Genomic DNA, 20,371 nt, shown 5'->3' on the forward strand with positions numbered 1-20,371 from the left:
TTCGGCAGCATCTAGAAAAACCTCGGATCGTCGAAGACACCGGACGCGACGAGATAGACGTAGAAGTCGGCGAGCGCCACGCTGACCAGCGACGCCCAGGCGAGCAGCATGTGGCGGGCGTTGAGCCTGCCGACGAACTGCCACGCCCGGTAGCGCACGGGGTGCCTGGAGAAGTGCTTCAGCTTGCCGCCCACGATGTGCCGGCAGGAGTGGCAGGAGAGCGTGTACGCCCAGATCAGGGTGATGTTGAGCAGGAAGACGAGGGTGCCCAGGCCCATGTGTCCCCATGCGTAGTGCTCGTCGCGGAAGGAGAGCACCGTGTCGTACGTGAGGATCCCGGCGACGAGGATCGCCGCGTAGAAGAAGTACCGGTGGACGTTCTGCAGGATCAGCGGGAAGCGGGTCTCGCCGGTGTACTTCTGGTGCGGTTCGGCGACCGCGCAGGCCGGGGGCGAGGCCCAGAAGCCCCGGTAGTAGGCCTTGCGGTAGTAGTAGCAGGTCAGCCGGAAGCCGAGCGGGAAGATCAGGATGATGATCGCCGGGGAGATGCCCCACCAGCCGCCGAGGAGGTCGGTGTTCGGGCCGGCGTGCATGGGCCGGCAGTTCTCCGCCAGACAGGGCGAGTAGAACGGCGAGACGTAGGGCGCCGCGTAGTAGTCCGCGTTCGCGAAGGCCCGCCAGGTCGAGTACACGATGAACGCCAGCAGGCCGGCCGCGGTGGCGGCGGGGGCCAGCCACCAGCGGTCGGTCCGCAGATGGGGCGCGGCGATCGCGGCGCGCCCGGCGCCGCGTACGCCGCTCGAAGGACGGGGGTCGGTGGGTGGGGGTTCCGTGCCAGTGGCCAACTCAGGACTCCGGTCGGGTCGAGGCTCGGTCAGGGTGCGTGCCGGTGCCGGGCGCCGAGTCCCTCGTCGTCGGTGTCGATCCACAGGGAGTCGTCGTACGGGGTGTCGGGGATGGTGACGAGCTCGGGCCGGCGCGGCGCGGCGGGCTGGGCCGCGGCCTCGCGCAGCAGCGCGACGCTCTCCTTCAGATGACCGGCGTCGGCGCGGACCCGGCGCATCTCCAGGCCGCCGCTGCCGAGCTGCTGTTCCAGGCGGTCGACGGACCGGGTGAGGTCGTCGAGGCAGCGCTGTACCGCTGTCAGGTCGTCGTGCACGGACATGCCATGACCTCGCTTCCGTGGGCTTCTCGCCCCTGGACGGCAACGTTCATGCGCCTGCGAGTGTTGCGCGTCACACGGGTCGATGTGAAGGCGTGTGCAGCGATTGGCGGATACGGAGGGGGTGCGTTGCTCCGCACGAGTGGCCTTGGACTGCCCCGCCGCCGTGTCGCCGTCGGCAGGCGAACCGTTTCCCTTTCAGTGGGCCGTAGATCTGATCAACACCAAAATACCGCCAAATGTGATCAGAACGCACCGTCAGCGGCTCACCGGAGGTACCAGAGATGTCTCACGACGGCGTCGGCCCGCGCGCGGTGACGCGCTCGGTCGCCTTCCTCACCGCAGGTGTCCTCGCGGTGCCCCTGCTGACGGGTTGCGGCTCACCGGACGAGGCCGGCCGGCCCCTGGCGCGCCAGGACGTCGCCCGGGCCGCCCGCGCCTCGGTCGCCGAGGGCGGCACACTGCGCTGGGCGGTGGACGCCGTCCCGGAGACCTTCAACGCCTTCCAGTCGGACGCCGACGCCACGACCGCACAGGTCGCCCAGGCCGTGCTCCCGTCGATGTACCGGATGGACGCGAACGGGCGGCCGCAGCGCGACGCCGACTACCTGGAGTCCGCGAAGGTCGTCGCCACCGAGCCCAAGCAGGTCGTGCTGTACAAGCTGAACCAGCAGGCCGTCTGGAGCGACGGCCGGGAGATCGGCGCCGCCGACTTCGCCGCCCAGTGGCGGGCACTGTCGGGCAAGGACAGCGCGTACTGGACCGCCCGCAACGCCGGCTACGACCGCATCGAGAAGATCGAGCGCGGAGCCAACGACCTGGAGGTCAGGGTCACCTTCAGCCGGACCTACGCCGACTGGAGGTCGCTGTTCTCCCCGCTGTACCCGAAGGACGTCATGGGCACGCCCGACTCCTTCAACGACGGCGCGCGGCGCAAGCTGAAGGTGACCGCCGGCCCGTTCGCCGTGAAGCAGGTCGACCGCAAGAAGAAGCAGGTCAGCCTCACCCGCAACCCCCGCTGGTGGGGGAAGCCGGCCAAGCTCTCGGAGATCGTGCTGACGGCCGTCCCGAGGGACGAGCGGACGTCCGCGCTGGCCGCCGGGAAGATCGACCTGGCCGAGATCGATCCGTCCGACGCGCAGAGCGTCGACGGCGCCGCGAAGGGCACGGCGGGACCGCCCGCCGGCTCCGGACCCGCCGGCGTGGAGGCCCTGCGCAAGTGGGCTCTCGCCCACGGCATCGACACGGCCCAGGACGCGGCCGACGACCAGGCCGACGACCAGGCCGACGACGAGGCCGACGACGAGTCCGACGACGAGGGGAAGTCCTCGTCCGGGGCCGCGGGCGCGCAGGCCAAGACCCGCGCGAAGCTGATCAAGGCGATCGCGAAGTGGGAGAGCCGGCAGAAGGCGCTGCGCGCGTTCGAGGTGCGCAGATCGCTGGAGCCCGCGTACACCCAGCTGGCCCTGAACGGCTCGCAGGGACCGCTTGCGGACGAGCGGGTGCGGCGGGCCGTGGCCCGCGCCCTGGACCGCAAGGAGCTGGCCAAGGCCGTCCTGAAGCCGCTGGGTCTGCCCGCGGAGCCCGTGGGCAGCCATCTGGCCCTGGCCGGGCAGGACGCGTACGCCGACAACAGCGGAGCGCTCGGCGGCCAGGACACGGCCGAGGCGCAGGCGCTCCTCGCGGACGCCGGCTGGGTGCCCGGAGGCCCCGTCACCGAGAAGGGCAAGGACAAGGGCGAGAAGGCGGCCGGTTCGGCGGGCAGGAAGCCGGACGGTTCGAAGGCCAAGAAGTCCGACGGTTCGAAGAGCAAGAAGTCCGACGACGACGGCACGTACGTCGTCGGCGAGGACGACAAGGCGCCGGTCGAGAGCGGCCGTGACGAAAGACGCCACACCGCGAAGAACGAGGCCGGCGGGCGGCGGCTCGCCCAGGACGGCAAGCAGTACAAGGGGCTGCGCCAGGGAGGCGCCCCCGGCGCCTACGCCCCGAAGGGCACCGCCGCCCCCGAGGCCGACGCGGCACTGCGGGCCGGCGCCGCTCCGAAGGCCGACGCCACGACCGTCGGAGCACCGGCCAAGGCACTGGCCAAGGACGGCAAGGCGCTCGACCTGCGGTTCGTGCTGCCGTCCGGCCCGGGATCGCAGTCCCTGCAGGCGGTCGCCGAGCGGATCACGAAGATGCTCGCGAAGGTCGGCATCCGCACCGAGATCACCAAGGTCTCGGACGCGAGCTACTTCAAGGACCACATCGCGTCCGGCGACTACGACCTCGCCCTGTACTCCTGGCCCGCGTCTGCCTTCCCGGCCACCGACGCCCGGCCCGTCTACGCCAAACCGCGGCCTGCCGCAGACGGCTCCCTGACCGTGGAGCAGAACTACACCAGGGTCGGCACCGACCAGGTCGACCAACTGTTCGCCCAGGCGCTCGCGACCCTGGACCGCGACGAGGCACGCTCACTGATCCGCAAGGCCGACTCGCGCATCTGGGCGGCCGCCGGATCGATTCCCCTCTACCAGCGGCCGCAGCTCACGGCCGTGCGGAAGAACCTGGTGAACGCGGGCTCCTTCGGCTTCCAGACGCCCGTCTACGAGGACATGGGCTTCCTGGAGAAGGGCGCGAAGGCCGCCGGGAGCCCCGCGCGGAAGTGAGCGCGGACCGGGCCCGGAACCGTCGCGGAACCGTCGCGGAACCGGGCCCGGAGGTGAGCGGGAGGTGATCGCCGGATGAACCGTGCGGCCCTGCGGAGGCCTTCCCCCGCGGGGCCACGTACGATGGGGTGAGGCCGTGGCGTGTCAAGCCCGGCAGGGCCCGCGTAACACAGACGTACGCAGCAGGGTCGCCCTCACACTCCGGGAGAACGCCGCTTTATGGCCACGCGCCACGACATTCGCAACGTAGCCATCGTCGCCCACGTCGACCACGGCAAGACGACTCTGGTCGACGCCATGCTCAAGCAGGCCGGCGCCTTCGCGGCGCACGCCGCCGAGTCGCTCGACGACCGCATGATGGACTCGAACGACCTGGAGCGTGAGAAGGGCATCACGATCCTCGCCAAGAACACGGCGGTGAAGTACCACCCCAAGGACGGGGGGGACGTCGTGACCATCAACATCATCGACACCCCCGGTCACGCCGACTTCGGCGGCGAGGTGGAGCGCGGCCTGTCGATGGTCGACGCCGTCGTGCTGCTGGTGGACGCCTCCGAGGGCCCGCTGCCGCAGACCCGCTTCGTGCTGCGCAAGGCGCTGCAGGCCCGCCTGCCCGTCATCCTGTGCATCAACAAGACGGACCGCCCGGACTCGCGCATCGACGAGGTCGTCAACGAGGCCTACGACCTCTTCCTCGACCTCGACGCCGACGAGGACCAGATCGAGTTCCCGATCGTCTACGCCTGCGCACGGGACGGCGTCGCCTCGCTGACCAAGCCGGAGGACGGCACGGTCCCGAAGGACAGCGACAGCCTGGAGCCCTTCTTCTCCACGATCCTGTCGCACGTCCCGGCCCCCGAGTACGACGAGGAGGCCCCGCTCCAGGCGCACGTCACCAACCTGGACGCCGACAACTTCCTCGGCCGTATCGCGCTGCTGCGCGTCGAGCAGGGCGAGCTGCGCAAGGGCCAGACCGTCACGTGGATCAAGCGCGACGGCACCATGTCCAACGTGCGCATCACCGAGCTGCTGATGACGGAGGCGCTCACCCGCAAGCCCGCCGAGAAGGCGGGCCCCGGTGACATCTGCGCCGTCGCCGGCATCCCGGAGATCATGATCGGCGAGACCCTCGCCGACCCCGAGAACCCCGTCGCGCTGCCGCTCATCACGGTCGACGAGCCGGCCATCTCGATGACCATCGGCACCAACACCTCGCCGCTGGTCGGCCGGGGCGGCACCGGCAAGGGCGCGGAGAACAAGGCCGCGGTCAAGGACCGCAAGGTCACCGCCCGCCAGGTCAAGGACCGCCTCGACCGCGAGCTGGTCGGCAACGTCTCGCTCCGGGTCCTGGACACCGAGCGTCCCGACGCCTGGGAGGTGCAGGGCCGCGGTGAGCTGGCGCTGGCCATCCTGGTCGAGCAGATGCGCCGTGAGGGCTTCGAGCTGACCATCGGCAAGCCGCAGGTCGTCACCAAGCTCGTCGACGGCAAGGTCTACGAGCCGGTCGAGCGCATGACGATCGACGTGCCCGAGGAGCACATGGGCGCCGTCACGCAGCTCATGGGCGTGCGCAAGGGCCGGATGGACAACATGTCCAACCACGGCTCCGGCTGGGTCCGCATGGAGTTCGTGGTCCCCTCCCGTGGTCTCATCGGCTTCCGCACCGAGTTCCTCACCGGTACGCGCGGCACGGGCATCGCCCACTCCATCCACGAGGGCCACGAGCCGTGGTTCGGCACCCTGACGACCCGTAACAACGGTTCGCTGGTCGCCGACCGCGCCGGCGCCGTCACCGCGTTCGCGATGACCAACCTGCAGGAGCGCGGCGTCCTGTTCACCGACCCCGGCACCGAGGTGTACGAGGGCATGATCGTCGGCGAGAACTCGCGCTCCGACGACATGGACGTGAACATCACCAAGGAGAAGAAGCTCACGAACATGCGGTCGTCCTCGGCCGACTCGTTCGAGGCGATCGTCCCGCCGCGCAAGCTGTCGCTGGAGCAGTCCCTGGAGTTCTGCCGTGACGACGAGTGCGTCGAGGTGACCCCGGAGGCGATTCGCATCCGCAAGGTCGTCCTCGACCAGCGCGACCGGGCCCGCACCGCCAGCCGCGCCAAGCACGGCTGATCCGCGAGCAGTTCGCGGGCGGGCGCACGCGCTCGCAAGCCCGGGTTCCCTCAGGGGGCCCGGGCTTTTCGCGGCCCGCCGCCCCGTCAGGCCCGTGCGGCCAGGGTGATGATCTCCGGGCTCGTCGCCGTCAACGGCCCCCGGGCCCAGTCCCCGTACTGCGCCTCCACCCGTAGCCCCGCCTCGGCCAGGAAACGGGTCAGGGCCGCGGGGGTGAGGAAGCGCAGGGTCGCGCGGCTGGTACGAGGCTCGGGCCAGTCGTCCGAGTCGAAGCTCTCCGTGAAGGTGACCCGGTCGCCGAAGGGCTCGTCCTCGACCTCGTGCCAGACCCGGACGACACGGCCGTGGGCGTCGGTCACCTTGCGCACCCGGTCCGGGGTCCAGGCCTGCCAGGCCCGCACCGCCGGGTTGCGGGTCTCGAACACGAACCGGCCGCCCTCGCCCAATGCGCACCGCACGGCCCGCAGGGCGGCGCGCAGTTGCTCGTCGCCCAGGAGCGCCTGGAAGGCGTGGCCCGTCATCGTGACGAGGTCGAACTCACCGTTCCACAGCCGGGTGCCCAGGTCGCCGAGCAGCCACTCCACGCCGGGCGCCCGGCGCCGGGCCTGGACGAGCATCGCGGCCGCCGGGTCGAGGCCCGTGAGCCGGCCGGAGTGGCCGGCCGCGGTGGCCCGCGCGAGGAGCCGGCCGGTGCCGCAGCCGACGTCGAGCACCGCGTCGGCCGAACTCACCAGGTCCAGATAGAAGTCGTCGTCCGGGCCCCACGGATTGATGCTGTCGTACAGCGCGGCGAGTGCGAGATCCGCGAACGAATGATCGACCACCGCGGCAGTCTGCCATAGCCCGCCGCACGGGAAGACAAGATCCACGACATGCGGAACCGGCGCCCGGCGCCCGGCGCGACACCCTCCGGACCGGGGCGGGCGCGACCCCGGCGTGAGATCCGCGCCGACGCCCCCGGCGAAACTCCCTCGACAAGCAGACGGGGGCCGGACAGGCTCTGCGCGATGACGAGAACAGACGACATGCCCACCGCCTGGGACGAGCGCACCCAGCTCACCACCTTCCTCGACTACGCCCGGGACACCGCCCGCGCCAAGTGCGCGGACCTCTCCGACGCGGACGCCCGCAAAGCGCCCCTGCCGGGTTCGCCGCTGATGACCCCGAGCGGCCTGATCAGCCATCTGCGCTGGGTCGAGTACTACTGGTTCCGCGTCGTCCTCCTCGGCGAGGAGGACGAGGGACCCTGGACCGACGAGGACCCCGACCGCGAGATGCGCGTCGCCGTCGACCTCCCGCTCGCGCGGCTGCTCGACGAGTACGCCGAACACGCCGAAGCGCACCGCGCGCTGGTGGCCGGACACGACCTGGACACCCGGGCGGTGCGGCCGGCCCGCGACGGCCGCCACGTGGACCTGCGCTGGATCCTCCTGCATCTGATCGAGGAGACGGCCCGGCACAACGGTCACCTCGACATCCTGCGCGAGCTGATCGACGGCACGACCGGCGTCTGAACGCCCAGGGCGACCCACCCCCCCGATCCGCTCGCGATCCCGGCCTGCGCCTGCCGTGGCGACGGAGACCGCCCGAAAAACCCCTCGAAGACCGGCGGAAGACCGACGAGTGACCGACGGAAGAGCGATGAAAGACCGACGAAAGGCCGATGAAAGACCGACGAAAGACTGCTGAAAGACCGACGAAGGACCAGTGAAAGACCACTGAAAGACCGCTGAAAGGCCGTTGAAGGAGCCGGGAAAGACGGCCCACGGAGACTGGTGGTGCGGGGCGGGCGACCGACGGGGGACACGCGGCGCCCGCCCCCGAGCCACCTCCTGCCGCACCGCGCCGCACCACGCGGGCCGCGCCCGGCCCGGACGCCGGCAGTTGGCCGGATCCCGACCCCGGGCGGCCCGGAGGTTCGCGTCGGCGAAGCCCGGCGTTGCTCGGCCGTCGTCGCTGGTCTACGTTCTGTCAATGCTCACCCCACGGCTCCGGTTCCGTCTGCTCGGACCCCTGGACGTCGAGATCGACGGCCGGGCCGTTTCGCTCACCGGACGGCAACGGGCGCTGTGCGCGGTCCTCCTGCTGCACGCCAACCACGTCGTCTCGGTCGACCGGCTGATCCAGTGCCTGTGGGACGACCGCCCGCCCGGCGCCGGCGCGGCCCGCGTACGGGCCCTCGTCGCCGAGGTGCGGCGTGCCCTCGGGCCCTCGGGGACGGACCTGCTGACCACCCGTCGGCCCGGCTACGTCATGCACGCCGGCCCGGCCGAACTGGATCTGCTGGCCTTCGAGAACCTCGTCAGGGACGGCTCGCGGGCCGCGGCCGACGGCGACTGGCGGACGGCCCGGCGCTGTGGTGAGGAGGCCCTCGAGCTGTGGCGGGACGAGCCGCTCGCCGACCTCCCGGAAATGGGCGTGCGCGAGGCGGAGCGTCAACGCCTCGGCGAACTGCACCTGGTGGCCCGCGAGAGCGTGGCCGAGGCGGAGATCGAGACCGGCCGGCACCGGCAGGCCATCGCCGAACTGCTGCGGCTGACCGCCGCCCACCCGCTGCGCGAACGCCCGCACGGCCTGCTCATGGCCGCCCTGCACCAGGACGGCCGCAGCGCCGAGGCGCTGGAGCTGTACACCGCGCTGCGCCGGCGCATGGTGGACGAGCTGGGCATGGAACCCTCCGTCGACCTCAGGGACCTGCATCACCGTCTGCTGGGCGGCGGCAGGACCGGCGCGGTCCTCACCGGCGGACCCGGCGCCCGCCTGTCCCGGTCCCAGTCCCGGTCGCCGTCCCCCTCACCGCTGCAGCCGCAGACGCAGGCGTCGAGCGCGGCTCCCGAGCGGCCCGTGCCCCGCCAACTGCCGCCCACACCGCGCCGTTTCGTCGGTCGCGACCGGGAACTCGACCGCCTCGACTCCTGCCTGCACGGCGCCGAACCGCTCGCCCTCATCGTGGGGCCGGCGGGCGTCGGCAAGAGCGCCCTGGCGCTGAACTGGGCGCACCGGGTCGCCGACCGCTTCCCCGACGGCCAGCTCTTCCTCGACATGCGGGGCTTCGACAACGCCGAGCCGATGACCCCCGACGAGGCGCTGCCGCTGCTTCTGCAGGGCCTGGGCTGCGCCCCGCGCGACATCCCGCTGGGCGCCGAGGCGCAGACCGCGCTGTACCGGACGCTGCTGGCGGACCGCCGGGTGCTGGTCGTCCTCGACGACGTGGCCGACGCGTCCTACGTACGGCGGCTGCTGCCCGCCTCGGCCGGCTCGCTCACGCTGGTGACGAGCCGCGACAAGCTCAGCGGCCTGGTCACCCTGGACGGCGGATACCGGGTGTCCTGCGACGTTCTCGACAGCGCCGCCGCGCTGGAGCTGATCAGCGGCGCGGTCGGCGCGGAGGCCGTCGCCGCCGATCCGGACGCCGCGACCCGGCTCGTCGAACTCTGCGACCGCCTGCCCCTCGCCCTGTGCGTGGCGGGCTCCTGGATCGGTGACCGGCCAGGCAGTATCCGGGCATACGTCCGTGACCTCGCCGACCGGGGGCGACTGGCCCGGCTGCACGTCGAGGGGGAGGAGTCCGTCGCCGTGCGGGCCGCGCTCGACCTGTCCTACGGGACGCTGCCCGACGAGGCCCGGCTGGCCTTCCGCCGGCTGGGCACGCTGCCGGGCACCGGCCGGTCGGTCCCGGCGGCCGCCGCTGCCGCCGGGCTCGACGAACGCCGCCTGGCCGACCTGCTGCGGCTGGCCCAGCGCGTGCACCTGCTGCGCGACGTCGAGCACGGCCGCCCCGCCTGGCACGACCTCGTGCACGAGTACGCCCGCGACCGCACGGCCGCCGAGGACGCCCCCGAGGAGCGGCAGGCCGCCGTCACCCGCGTCCTCGACCACTATCTGCAGAGCGTCGTCAACGCCGCCGCCACGGCGGGCCTGTACGTCATGCGCACCCGCCCGGGCCCCGTGGAGGGCTCGCTGCCACGGGAGTTCAACACGACCGAGGAGGCGTACGCCTGGTTCGACGGTGAGTGGGACGACATCGCGGCCGCGATCGGACACGCCGCCGAGCACGGCCCCGCGCCGTTCGTGTGGTGGCTGGTGGACGCGCTCCAGGACCTCTTCCACCACCGCAGGCCGCTGTCCGACTGGATGCGGCTGGCCACCCTCGCCCGGGAGGTGGCCGCGCGCCACGGCGACGAGGTCGGCCAGGCCTCGATGTGCCTGTCCCTGGGCAGCGCCCGCTGGCGCAACGGGGACCTGCGGGGTGCGCTGGCCGAGTACGAGGAGGGGGAGCAGCTGGCGCGCCGGGCCGGCTGGGCGTACGGCGAGGCCGGCAGCCTCCAGGGCAAGGGCGTCACCCTCAAGCTCCTCGGCGAGCTGCGCCGCGCGCTGCCCTGCTACGACCGGGCGCTCACGCTGTACCGCACCCTGGGGAACGTCAAGAACGAAGAGATCATGCTGATCAACACGGCGTCCCTGAACCTGGCCCTGGGACGGCTGGACGCGGCCGAGGAGGCGGCGTGTTCGGCCCTCGACCTGGTCGGCGACACCGTCCACCACAACCGGGCGATGGCGCTCGTCAGCCTCGCCCAGGTGCGGCAGCGGCAGGCGCGGTTCGACGAGGCGGCGGCGGCGCTGCGCACCTGCTTCCTCGTCTCCCGCGACTCCGGCTCCACCTACACGGAGGCGGTGGCCCTGGAGGCGCTGGGCCGGGTCCGCGCCGACGCCGGCCGGGACGACCTCGCGCTCCTCGCCTACGAGGACGCCCTCGCCGTGTCCCGCCGGGTGGAGAACCGCAACTGCCAGGTCGACAGCCTGGTCGGGATCGCCTCGGTGAAACTGCGCGCGGGCCGCGCCGAGGAGACGGCCGAACACCTCGACGCCGCCTTCGAGACGGCGGAGCGCACCGGACACCGCGCGGGCCTGGTCGAGGTGCTGCTGGCCCGCGCCGACCTGGCCCGCGCTCAAGGCCGGCCCGCCGACGCCCTGGACTGTCTGGAGCGCGCCGAAGGCCTCGCCACCGACGGCACCCCTCTCGCCCTCCCTCGAATCCACCTCACCACCGCCTTGACCCTCCTGAACACCGACACCGACACCGACACCGACACCGACACCGACAGCGACAGCGATACAGAAACGCAAACAGCTACAGACGCAGACATAGTGACCGCCACCGCCACCGCCACAGAGTCCGGCGCCCGGGCCCGGGCCAGGGCCGAGGCGGGCCTGGCCGTCGCCCTGGCCGAGGCATCCGGTCAGCGTCTTCTCCACGCTCACGCCCTCGTGGCCCTGGCCCTCGCTCACGAGGCGTACGGCGACGCCGGTTCGGCGCACACCGCTCGGGCGCGGGCCGAAGCGCTGTACGGGACGATCGGGGGCCGGACCGGGTCCCGGGTGCCGCCGCGCCCCCTGCCGGGGCATCGGCACCGCGAACTTCCCCAGGACGCGGAGTCCCGTCTCACCCTCTATCTGACCGAGCACTTCGACGGCTGACCGCGACCGCCGGCGCGGCCGCTCAGGCGGACGTGGCATACGCGCTGCCGAGCCCGAGCCGGGGGTCGCGGGCGAGGATGCGTTCCTGCAGCGACCGCAGGTCCGGGCCCGGCTCGCAGCCCAGGAGGTCGACCATCCGCAGGCGCAGCAGCCGGAAGCAGTCCAGCGCGTCCGCCTGACGTCCGCCACGGTGCAGGGCGAGCATCAGCAGACCGGCGACCTTCTCGTCGAAGGGGTGCATCTCGGCGAGCCAGTGCAGCTGCGGCAGGCACTCCTCGTGCCGTCCCGCGCGCAGGTACAGCTCGGTGCTGCCGATCAGCGCCTCCCGGTGCTCGCGCCGCAGCGCCGTCCGCGCCGACTCCGCCCAGGGCGTGCGCACGTCGGAGAGCGGCTCGCCGCGCCACAGTTCGAGAGCCCGCCCGTAGAGACCGAGGGCCGTGTCCGTCTCGCCGGCGCGGGCGGTGTGCTGCGCCTGGCGGACGAGGGCGCGGAACCGCGCGGTGTCCACGGACCGCTCGTCGACGGCGAGGACGTACCCGCCCCGTCTGCGGGCCAGTTCGAAGCTCCCGCTCCGCTGTCCGTCGGCCCCCAGCGCCTTTCGCAGCCGGGTGGCCTGGATGTAGAGCGCGTCGCGCGGATGCATGGGCCGTCGCTCCTGCCACACCCGCTCGATCAGCGTCTCGTCGGCCACGAAGACCCCCGGGGTCCATGCCAGCGCCGCCAGCAGCAGTTTGGTGCCGTGCGGAAGCGGCAGCTTGTCACCGGAGTGGGCGCGAGCCTCCACGCAGCCCAGCAACTGGATTTCCATGCCGTACCCCCGTACCTCGAACCACTTGAGTCACCACTGTGTGCGCGGGGTGTTCGGGTGGCGCATGGATGCTGCACGGGTGCGGCGACCGGCTGGGCGCGGGCACCCTCGGTGGGACGGGCGGAGAGGCCGAGGGGGCAGGGAAGACGTAGGGAAAACCCTTCGTCATGGCCATGGAGTCCGCTCCAAGCGGCTTTGCCTACTAGCCTGCTGTGTGAACGGACGGCCTGCGCGGCTTCGAGCGCGCCTCCGTGTGTCTCCGGATGCCCCGTCGCGGGCAGCTCGACACGGCCGATGCACACGGTCGACCCGGGGGCAAGTGAATTTCTTCTCCTCGTTGTCCGCAATACGGACAGCCATCCCCGGTAGATGTGTAACAAGTCCGTTTCGCAGGGATCTTTCTGCTAGCTGTTTGTCCGGATTTTGGAAGAAGTACACATCAGGTGTGATCGAACCGAGACCTTTGGGGTGTGGTTCGCCCTTCGCCCATGGCAGATAGTTAGGCGCGTAGAGCTCGGAATGAACGGGTCACGCGCTGCAGCTGCGGCGACTCGCGAGCCCGGGGGGCACCTGACTGTTTCAGGCACCGGTGACGGTGGTGTCATGTGCCCCTTCATGTGGTGAACCAATGGACTCATGAGGAGGAGCCCCATGCGTGGTGCCAAGAGCGCCAAGTGGGTTGCGATAGCCGCCGTTGTGGCGCTGGGTGCGACGGCCTGTGGCGGTGGCGGGGACTCGGGCAGCTCGGCCAAGGGCGACGGCACCGTGGCGGTGGAGATCGGCGAACCGCAGAACAGCCTGGTTCCCACCAACACGTACGAGACCGAGGGCGGCCAGGTCATCAACGCCCTCTTCACGGGTCTGACCAAGCTTGACGCCAGCAACAAGGTCGTCAACGCGATGGCGGAGTCGATCGACTCCAAGGACAACAAGGTCTGGACGATCAAGCTCAAGTCGGGCTACACCTTCCACAACGGGGAGAAGGTCACCGCCCAGTCCTTCATCGACGCCTGGAACTACGGCGCGAACCAGACCAACGCCCAGCAGACCAACCCGCTGTTCAGCCACATCCAGGGCTACAGCGACCTGAACCCGGGCGAGGGCAAGAAGCCCACGACCGACAAGCTCTCCGGTCTGAAGGCCGTCGGCGACGACACGCTGCAGGTCACCCTGACCGGCGCGTTCTCCGCCTTCCCGTCGCAGCTCTCGTTCACCGCGTTCGTGCCGCTGCCCAAGGCGTTCTTCAAGGACCCGAAGGGCTTCGGCGAGGCCCCGATCGGCAACGGCCCCTTCGAGATGAAGGGCAAGTTCAAGCACAACGAGTCGATCAGCACCACGAAGTACGACAAGTACCCGGACGCCTCGAAGATCGAGGTCAAGGGCGTCAACTTCAAGATCTACTCGAACCTGGACACCGCCTACAAGGACCTCGTCGCGGGCAACCTCGACAGCCTCCTGACGATCCCGACCTCGGGTCTGCCGACGTACAAGAAGGACCTGCCGAACCGCACGATCGACGAGCCCGACTCGGCCGTCGGTTACATCGGCTTCCCGGTCAAGTACAACAAGGCCTTCCAGAACGCGGATCTGCGCAAGGCGATCTCCATGTCGATCGACCGGAAGACGATCTCCGACAAGATCTTCCTCGGCGCCCGTACCCCCGCGGACGACTACATCAGCCCCATCATCGACGGCTACCGCAAGGGCGCGTGCGGTGAGGCCTGCACGCTGAACCCGGCCAAGGCCAAGGAGCTGTACAAGAAGAGCGGCGGGCTGCCCGGCAACACGCTGGAGATCGGCTACAACGCCGACGGCGGCCACAAGGAATGGGTCGAGGCGGTCGCCAACCAGATCCAGCAGAACCTGGGCGTCAAGGTGACGGCCAAGCCGTTCGAGCAGTTCCAGACGATCCTGAACGACCTGGACGCCAAGAAGTACAGCGGCGCCTTCCGGATGGCCTGGAGCATGGACTACCCGGACGCGGAGGACTACCTCCGTCCGGTCTTCTCCAAGGAAGCCATCGCCAACGGCTCGAACTACTCGGGTTACGTCAACGAGGACTTCGAGAAGCTCCTCGTGCAGGGCGACCAGGCCCCGTCGCACGAAGAGGCCGTCAAGAAGTACCAGGCGGCGGACGACGTCCTGCTCAAGGACCTGCCGTACATCCCGGTGTACTTCTACACGATGAACGCGGGCTTCAGCGACAAGATCAAGTCGATGAAGGTCGCCGGTCACCAGATCCTGTGGGACACGGTCAAGCTCAGCTGACCCGAGTCTGAGCAGTTCCGAAACACTGCGGAACAGGGTGAGCAGGGGGGCGCATCACCAGCCTTCCCCTGCTCACCCCTTCTGCCGTCTCCCGTCCGACAGTGCCGCCTTCCCGGCAGCGGGCGGGTCGAGCACCCCCCTCTGGAGTACCGATGGGCCGATACGTCGTGCGCCGCCTCCTGCAGGTAATCCCTGTGGCGATAGGCGTCACGTTCATCATCTTCTGCCTGGTCTTCGCTCTGCCCGGCGACCCGATCCAGGCACTGGCCGGCGACAAGCGCGCCGACCCCAACGTCGCGGCGATCCTCCGCGCGCACTACCACCTCAACGAACCGCTGTACCAGCAGTACTGGCACTACATCAGCGGCGTCTTCACCGGTGACCTCGGCGAGACGTACAACGGGCGTGCCATCACCGACATCGTGTCGGAGCGGTTCCCCGTCACCCTGAAGCTGGGCCTGACCGCCTTCGCCCTCGAAGCAGTCATCGGTGTCGTGGCGGGCATCTTCTCCGCGCTCAAGCGGGGCAAGTTCCTCGACAACGTGGTGCTGGTCTCCACGCTGGTGCTGATCTCGATCCCCGTCTTCGTCCTGGGCAGCGTGCTCCAGCTCGAGTTCGGCGTGAACCTCAAGGCCACGCCCGTGGCCGGCATCCAGCAGGGCTGGCCGCAGAGTTACATCCTTCCGGCCATCGTGCTCGCCGCGACCTCGATGGCGTACATCGCCCGGCTCACCCGGGCGAGCATGACGGAGTCGATCCGCGCCGACTACGTGCGCACCGCGATCGCCAAGGGACTGCCGCAGCGCCGGGTCATCGGTCTGCACGCCCTGCGCAACTCCCTGATTCCGGTCATCACGTTCCTGGGCTTCGACCTCGGCGCCCTCATGGGCGGCGCCATCATCACCGAGCGCGTGTTCAACATGCCCGGCATCGGCGGCCAGTTGGCCCAGTCCCTCTATCTGCGCGAGCGTCCCGTCGTGGTCGGACTGGTCACCCTCCTGGTGCTGATCTACCTGGTGGCGAACCTTCTCGTAGACCTGATGTACGCCGTGCTCGACCCGAGGATCCGCTATGAGTGAGAAGACGATAGAGAGGCCGACCACCGACGAGGCCGCCCTCGCCAAGGAGATCGAGGCCGACGAGAAGGCGGCGGCACGTCAGGCGAGCCTGTTCAAGGACGGCTGGGCGGACCTGCGCAAGCGTCCGATGTTCATCGTGTCGGGGCTCGTCATCGTGTTCCTGCTCGCCCTGGCGGTCGCCCCCGGTCTGTTCACGGCGCGCTCCCCGTTCTCGGACGGCTTCTGCCAGCTCCAGAACTCCATGACCCCGCCCACCTCGGGGCACCTCTTCGGTTACGACGTGCAGGGCTGCGACATCTACACGCGGACCGTGTACGGAGCCCGGAACTCGATCATCGTGGGCGTCGTGACGACCATCGTGACGACCCTCATCGGTGGCCTGGTGGGCATGCTCGCCGGTCTCGTGGGCGGCTGGATCGACGCGGTCCTCTCCCGTGTCACCGAGGTCTTCTCGGCGCTGCCGCTGCTCGTCGGCGGTCTGCTGATCATGTCGATCTGGGGCGGCGGCGACGTGTGGTCGGTGTCGCTGATCATGGCGATCCTCGGCTGGCCGCAGGTATTCCGCATCATGCGCGGCGAGGTCATCTCCAACAAGTACAACGACTACGTGGCGGCCGCCCGGGCGCTCGGCGCGGGACCGGGGCGGATCGCGTTCCGGCACGTCCTGCCGAACACGCTCGCCCCCGTCATCGTCATCACCACGATGAACCTGGGCGTCTACATCGCGGCCGAGGCCGCCCTGTCCTACCTGGGCATCGGCATCCAGTACCCCAACATCTCCTGGGGTCTGATGATCAGCGACGCCCAGGACCGGTTCCTGACCTCGCCGCACGCACTGCTGTTCCCGGCCGGCGCCCTGAGCATCACCGTGCTGGCGTTCATCATGCTCGGCGACGTGGTGCGCGACGCCTTCGACCCCAAGATGCGCTGAGGGAGGCGTACGTGACCATCATCGATCAGACAGACGCCGTCCCGGCTCCGCGTGACGGCGAGAACACCGGTCCGCTTCTCGACGTGCGGGACCTGCACGTCGAGTTCCACACCCGCGAGGGCGTGGTCCGGGCCGTCAACGGCGTCAACTACTCCGTGAGTTCCGGTGAGACCCTCGCCGTGCTCGGCGAGTCCGGCTCCGGCAAGTCCGTGACGGCACAGGCCATCATGGGCATCCTCGACATGCCTCCGGCCCGCATCCCCAAGGGCGAGATCCGCTTCCACGGCAAGGACATGCTCGCCATGTCCGAGGAGGAGCGGCGCAAGCTGCGCGGTGCCCGCATCGCGATGATCTTCCAGGACGCGCTGTCCGCCCTCAACCCCGTGCTCAGCGTGGGCTTCCAGCTCGGTGAGATGTTCCGCGTCCACCAGGGGATGTCCCGCAAGGACGCCAAGGCCAAGGCCGTGGAGCTGATGGACCGGGTGAAGATCCCGGCGGCCGCGGCACGGGTGAACGACTACCCGCACCAGTTCTCGGGCGGTATGCGCCAGCGCATCATGATCGCGATGGCGCTCGCCCTGGAGCCGGACCTGATCATCGCCGACGAGCCGACCACGGCCCTCGACGTGACGGTCCAGGCCCAGGTGATGGACCTGCTCGCGGAGCTCCAGCGCGAGTACCAGATGGGCCTGATCCTCATCACCCACGACCTGGGTGTGGTCGCGGACGTCGCCGACAAGATCGCGGTGATGTACGCGGGCCGGATCGTGGAGACCGCGCCGGTGCACGAGCTGTACAAGCGCCCCGCCCACCCCTACACGCGCGGTCTGCTCGACTCGATCCCGCGTCTGGACCAGAAGGGCCAGGAGCTCTACGCGATCAGGGGCCTGCCGCCCAACCTGCTGAAGGTGCCGAAGGGCTGTGCCTTCAACCCCCGTTGCGACCGCGCACAGGACGTGTGCCGCACGGACGTTCCGCCGCTGGTCCAGGTGACCGAGCGGGACGGGACGGCACTGCCCGGCCGCGCCAGCGCGTGCCACTTCTGGAAGGAGACGATCCATGGCTGACACGACCAAGGCCACCGAGCCCGGGGACGCCACGCCCAACGTCTCCCCGCTGGAGGTCGCCGACGTGCACTCGGTGGAGGAGAAGGTCGCCGCCCTCGACGCGCCCGTCGAGCGAGGCGAGCCGATCCTCCAGGTGCGCAACCTCGTCAAGCACTTCCCGCTGACCCAGGGCATCCTCGTCAAGCGGCAGGTCGGCGCGGTGAAGGCCGTCGACGGCGTCTCCTTCGACCTGTACCAGGGCGAGACCCTGGGCATCGTGGGCGAGTCCGGCTGCGGCAAGTCGACGGTCGCCAAGGTTCTGATGAACCTGGAGAAGGCGACCGCCGGCGAGGTCTTCTACAAGGGCCAGGACATCACCAAGCTGTCCGGGCGGGCGCTGAAGGCGGTCCGCCGGAACATCCAGATGATCTTCCAGGACCCGTACACCTCGCTCAACCCGCGCATGACGGTGGGCGACATCGTCGGCGAGCCCTTCGACATCCACCCCGATGTGGCCCCCAAGGGCGACCGGCGGCAGCGGGTGCGCGAGCTGCTGGACGTCGTCGGTCTGAACCCGGAGTACATCAACCGCTACCCGCACCAGTTCTCGGGCGGTCAGCGTCAGCGCATCGGCATCGCCCGGGGTCTGGCGCTCAACCCCGAGGTCATCATCTGCGACGAGCCGGTCTCCGCTCTGGACGTGTCCGTCCAGGCCCAGGTCATCAACCTGATGGAGCGACTGCAGGACGAGTTCAACCTGTCCTACATCTTCATCGCGCACGACCTGTCGATCGTCCGGCACATCTCGGACCGGGTCGGTGTGATGTACCTCGGCCGGCTCGCCGAGATCGGCTCCGACGAGCAGATCTACGAGCACCCGACGCACCCGTACACCCAGGCGCTGCTGTCGGCGGTCCCGGTGCCCGACCCGGAGGCCCGTGAGGGCCGCGACCGGATCATCCTCACCGGTGACGTGCCGTCGCCGGCGAACCCGCCGTCCGGCTGCCGCTTCCGCACCCGCTGCTGGAAGGCCCAGGACAAGTGCGCCGAGGAGACTCCTCTCCTGGCCGTCCCCGAGCGCTTCAAGGGGGTGGACACGCCGGCGGCCCACGAGTCGGCCTGCCACTTCGCCGAGGTGAAGGACGTCGTCCACGCGGGGTGACCCGCCGGGCGGCACCTGCCCGCACACACGAGAGCGGCCCGCCGGGAATCCCGGCGGGCCGCTCTCGCGTCACGCTACTTCCACTCCAGGCCCCAGACGTTGGCGTCCTTCTTCACCGGAGCGGTGAACCACTTCGCCCACTTCGTGCTCTCGTGGTACTTGCAGTGGCCGTCGTAGTAGTACGTGAACTTCGTGGCCTTGAACTTCTTCGACTCGTGGAACATCGTCATGCGGACCTTGGTCTTGCCCGCCTTGTTCTTCGCCGGAATCGAGTACGTCCAGCTGTTCGACTTCGACCACGACTTGCCGACGGTCACGCTGAACGACGTGCTCGCCTTCGCGAAGATGACCCCGGCCTCGGCCTCGACGCCCGCCGTGCCGCTGGCGCTGACGGTGGCCGTCTTCGTGTGGTTGTAGGTGAGGTTGCCGCCGAGGTTGTCGTACATCCAGTCGCTGTGCAGGTTGGTCGGCTTGCTCACCGTGGACTTGTTGGTGATGTGGTAGCCGGTTCCCGGGCTCGGCGCGCAAGCGGCCGAGGCGGGCGCGGCCGCGCCGGCCACGATGCCGCCGGCGACGACGGCGGTGGTGATCAGGGTACTTGCGATCTTCCGCACGTACTTTTCCCTTCGAGTGAGTAAGTCGGCAGACGGCTCGCACCGGTCTGCCTGTGTGCGCTCCAGGCGGTCTCGACGTACTCACCAGAACCCCCGTGAGGAGCCCGGCCGGCCTGCCGCGGTGGGCAGTTCGGCGGGTGATCACCGGAGCGCGACGCCAGAATCGGCCGTGTGCCGGCGCGGGGCAACCGATATGCCGGATGCCCCGCCGCAGCTCGTCCGACGCCGGCCATTGACAACCGCGAGCGGTGCCGGGCAAAGCGTGCAGACGGGAACACCGGAGGGCACGAACCCGTTCGATTACGCCCTTCTGCGCGATACGTCACCATCACTCGGGCGATATGTCGTGAGGAAGGTCTCATCAGGGAACGCCATGCGGCGGACGGTATGACAGGGCCCCCTCAAGTCTTCCCCAAGCCCGGAACCGCCCGCCGTGGGCGCGGGTCCTGATCGGCAGAGCGCCTCGCGGACCCCTCCGGGCGTGCGCGGGGCGCCGACGGCTCTGACGAACGGGGAGAGTGACGAAGTGTTGGCTGTGACGCAACGCGGAGGGGCCGGCGGCCCGGTGCCGGGCGAGTGGCTCGGAAGACCCTTCGGGGTGGCCGTACGGACCAGGCGGCTGGAGTTGGGGCTGACCCAGGAACGTCTCGCGGGGCAGGCGGGCATGAGCCAGGGGGCGCTGTCGCGTCTGGAGCACGGCCGCGGGGTGCCGACGCTGCCGCTGCTGGAACGACTCGCGGCGGCGCTGTCGTCGAACCTGCTGATCTCGCTGTCGCCGCACGGCGCGGTCCATGTGGTCTTCAAGGCGCCGCCCAGCTGAGCGGACCCCCGTCGACCGACTCCAGGACGTCTCGTGCCGCGAAGGCACGGGACGTCCTCGTCATTCGGAATCCGGACGCGCCCGGAAGGCGGGGCCGCCCGAACGGCCCAACCGGGTCACTCGACGACCGTCTCCTCGGCCCCGACACAACCCGTACGGGTGTGGTGAGGGTGCACGGCTCATGCAATGTGCCGATATTGACTGGCAAAGGATCAAAATCCCGGC

The 20,371-nt window shown here is 70.0% G+C and carries 15 protein-coding genes; 10 read left to right on the top strand and 5 right to left on the bottom strand.

What is annotated here, in order from left to right; genetic code table 11:
- Positions 1-11 precede the first annotated feature (11 nt).
- Both BG482_RS07915 and BG482_RS07920 read right to left on the bottom strand, forming a co-directional pair.
- Positions 12-845, bottom strand: coding sequence for a hypothetical protein (locus tag BG482_RS07915; RefSeq protein ID WP_069768173.1), 834 nt, complete (start codon positions 843-845; stop codon positions 12-14).
- Positions 846-874: 29 nt separating this feature from the next.
- A complete protein-coding gene (locus BG482_RS07920) occupies positions 875-1,165 on the bottom strand; it encodes a hypothetical protein (RefSeq protein WP_069768174.1) in 291 nt (96 codons plus the stop codon).
- A 281-nt stretch (positions 1,166-1,446) separates the two neighbouring features.
- Between BG482_RS07920 and BG482_RS07925 the strand changes: the two genes are divergently transcribed.
- Entirely contained in the window at positions 1,447-3,813 is a 2,367-nt protein-coding gene (locus BG482_RS07925) for an ABC transporter family substrate-binding protein (protein WP_069768175.1), read from the top strand.
- Positions 3,814-4,032: 219 nt separating this feature from the next.
- Positions 4,033-5,940 (top strand): translational GTPase TypA, encoded by a 1,908-nt coding sequence (gene typA, locus BG482_RS07930; RefSeq protein ID WP_069768176.1) that lies wholly within the window; start codon positions 4,033-4,035, stop codon positions 5,938-5,940.
- An 86-nt stretch (positions 5,941-6,026) separates the two neighbouring features.
- Here the strand turns inward: typA and BG482_RS07935 are convergent, their stop codons facing one another.
- Positions 6,027-6,764: a trans-aconitate 2-methyltransferase gene (locus BG482_RS07935; RefSeq protein ID WP_069768177.1), complete on the bottom strand. Its 738-nt coding sequence runs from the start codon at positions 6,762-6,764 to the stop codon at positions 6,027-6,029.
- Between the two features lie 183 nt (positions 6,765-6,947).
- Here BG482_RS07935 and BG482_RS07940 point away from each other — a divergent pair, with 183 nt between their 5' ends.
- Both BG482_RS07940 and BG482_RS07945 read left to right on the top strand, forming a co-directional pair.
- A complete protein-coding gene (locus BG482_RS07940) occupies positions 6,948-7,454 on the top strand; it encodes a DinB family protein (protein ID WP_069768178.1) in 507 nt (168 codons plus the stop codon).
- 460 nt (positions 7,455-7,914) lie between these two features.
- A complete protein-coding gene (locus tag BG482_RS07945) occupies positions 7,915-11,418 on the top strand; it encodes a BTAD domain-containing putative transcriptional regulator (protein WP_069768179.1) in 3,504 nt (1,167 codons plus the stop codon).
- 22 nt (positions 11,419-11,440) lie between these two features.
- Here the strand turns inward: BG482_RS07945 and BG482_RS07950 are convergent, their stop codons facing one another.
- Positions 11,441-12,226 carry a BTAD domain-containing putative transcriptional regulator gene (locus BG482_RS07950; RefSeq protein ID WP_079141663.1) on the bottom strand — a complete coding sequence of 262 codons (786 nt, stop codon included), beginning with the start codon at positions 12,224-12,226 and terminating at the stop codon, positions 11,441-11,443.
- A gap of 651 nt (positions 12,227-12,877) precedes the next feature.
- On the opposite strand from BG482_RS07950, the gene BG482_RS07955 reads away from it, so the two are divergent.
- The 5 genes from BG482_RS07955 to BG482_RS07975 all read left to right on the top strand — a co-directional run bounded on the left by BG482_RS07955 (position 12,878) and on the right by BG482_RS07975 (position 18,712).
- Positions 12,878-14,494, top strand: a complete 1,617-nt coding sequence (locus tag BG482_RS07955) for an ABC transporter substrate-binding protein (protein ID WP_069768180.1) — start codon at positions 12,878-12,880, stop codon at positions 14,492-14,494.
- 152 nt (positions 14,495-14,646) lie between these two features.
- Positions 14,647-15,573 (top strand): ABC transporter permease, encoded by a 927-nt coding sequence (locus BG482_RS07960; RefSeq protein WP_069768181.1) that lies wholly within the window; start codon positions 14,647-14,649, stop codon positions 15,571-15,573.
- Entirely contained in the window at positions 15,566-16,504 is a 939-nt protein-coding gene (locus BG482_RS07965; protein WP_069768182.1) for an ABC transporter permease, read from the top strand. Before BG482_RS07960 ends, BG482_RS07965 begins: the two co-directional genes overlap by 8 nt.
- An 11-nt stretch (positions 16,505-16,515) precedes the next feature.
- Positions 16,516-17,571, top strand: coding sequence for an ABC transporter ATP-binding protein (locus BG482_RS07970; protein ID WP_069768183.1), 1,056 nt, complete (start codon positions 16,516-16,518; stop codon positions 17,569-17,571).
- Positions 17,564-18,712, top strand: coding sequence for an ABC transporter ATP-binding protein (locus BG482_RS07975; RefSeq protein ID WP_069768184.1), 1,149 nt, complete (start codon positions 17,564-17,566; stop codon positions 18,710-18,712). The genes BG482_RS07970 and BG482_RS07975 overlap by 8 nt, the downstream gene beginning before the upstream one ends.
- 74 nt (positions 18,713-18,786) lie before the next feature.
- Here BG482_RS07975 and BG482_RS07980 read toward each other — a convergent pair whose 3' ends face one another.
- On the bottom strand, positions 18,787-19,326 hold the full coding sequence (locus tag BG482_RS07980) for a hypothetical protein (protein WP_069768185.1): 540 nt from the start codon (positions 19,324-19,326) through the stop codon (positions 18,787-18,789).
- Between the two features lie 535 nt (positions 19,327-19,861).
- Between BG482_RS07980 and BG482_RS07985 the strand changes: the two genes are divergently transcribed.
- Positions 19,862-20,146 carry a helix-turn-helix domain-containing protein gene (locus BG482_RS07985; RefSeq protein WP_256096295.1) on the top strand — a complete coding sequence of 95 codons (285 nt, stop codon included), beginning with the start codon at positions 19,862-19,864 and terminating at the stop codon, positions 20,144-20,146.
- Positions 20,147-20,371: the final 225 nt, after the last annotated feature.

It is taken from the genome of Streptomyces sp. LUP30, assembly GCF_001746365.1.
Lineage (GTDB): Bacteria > Actinomycetota > Actinomycetes > Streptomycetales > Streptomycetaceae > Streptomyces.

Coding starts and splice junctions, on each gene's coding strand:
- BG482_RS07920 (WP_069768174.1), bottom strand. CDS start 1,165: ATGTCCGTGCACGACGACCTGACAGCGGTACAGCGCTGCCTCGACGAC.
- BG482_RS07925 (WP_069768175.1), top strand. CDS start 1,447: ATGTCTCACGACGGCGTCGGCCCGCGCGCGGTGACGCGCTCGGTCGCC.
- typA (WP_069768176.1), top strand. CDS start 4,033: ATGGCCACGCGCCACGACATTCGCAACGTAGCCATCGTCGCCCACGTC.
- BG482_RS07940 (WP_069768178.1), top strand. CDS start 6,948: ATGACGAGAACAGACGACATGCCCACCGCCTGGGACGAGCGCACCCAG.
- BG482_RS07945 (WP_069768179.1), top strand. CDS start 7,915: ATGCTCACCCCACGGCTCCGGTTCCGTCTGCTCGGACCCCTGGACGTC.
- BG482_RS07950 (WP_079141663.1), bottom strand. CDS start 12,226: ATGGAAATCCAGTTGCTGGGCTGCGTGGAGGCTCGCGCCCACTCCGGT.
- BG482_RS07955 (WP_069768180.1), top strand. CDS start 12,878: ATGCGTGGTGCCAAGAGCGCCAAGTGGGTTGCGATAGCCGCCGTTGTG.
- BG482_RS07960 (WP_069768181.1), top strand. CDS start 14,647: ATGGGCCGATACGTCGTGCGCCGCCTCCTGCAGGTAATCCCTGTGGCG.
- BG482_RS07965 (WP_069768182.1), top strand. CDS start 15,566: ATGAGTGAGAAGACGATAGAGAGGCCGACCACCGACGAGGCCGCCCTC.
- BG482_RS07975 (WP_069768184.1), top strand. CDS start 17,564: ATGGCTGACACGACCAAGGCCACCGAGCCCGGGGACGCCACGCCCAAC.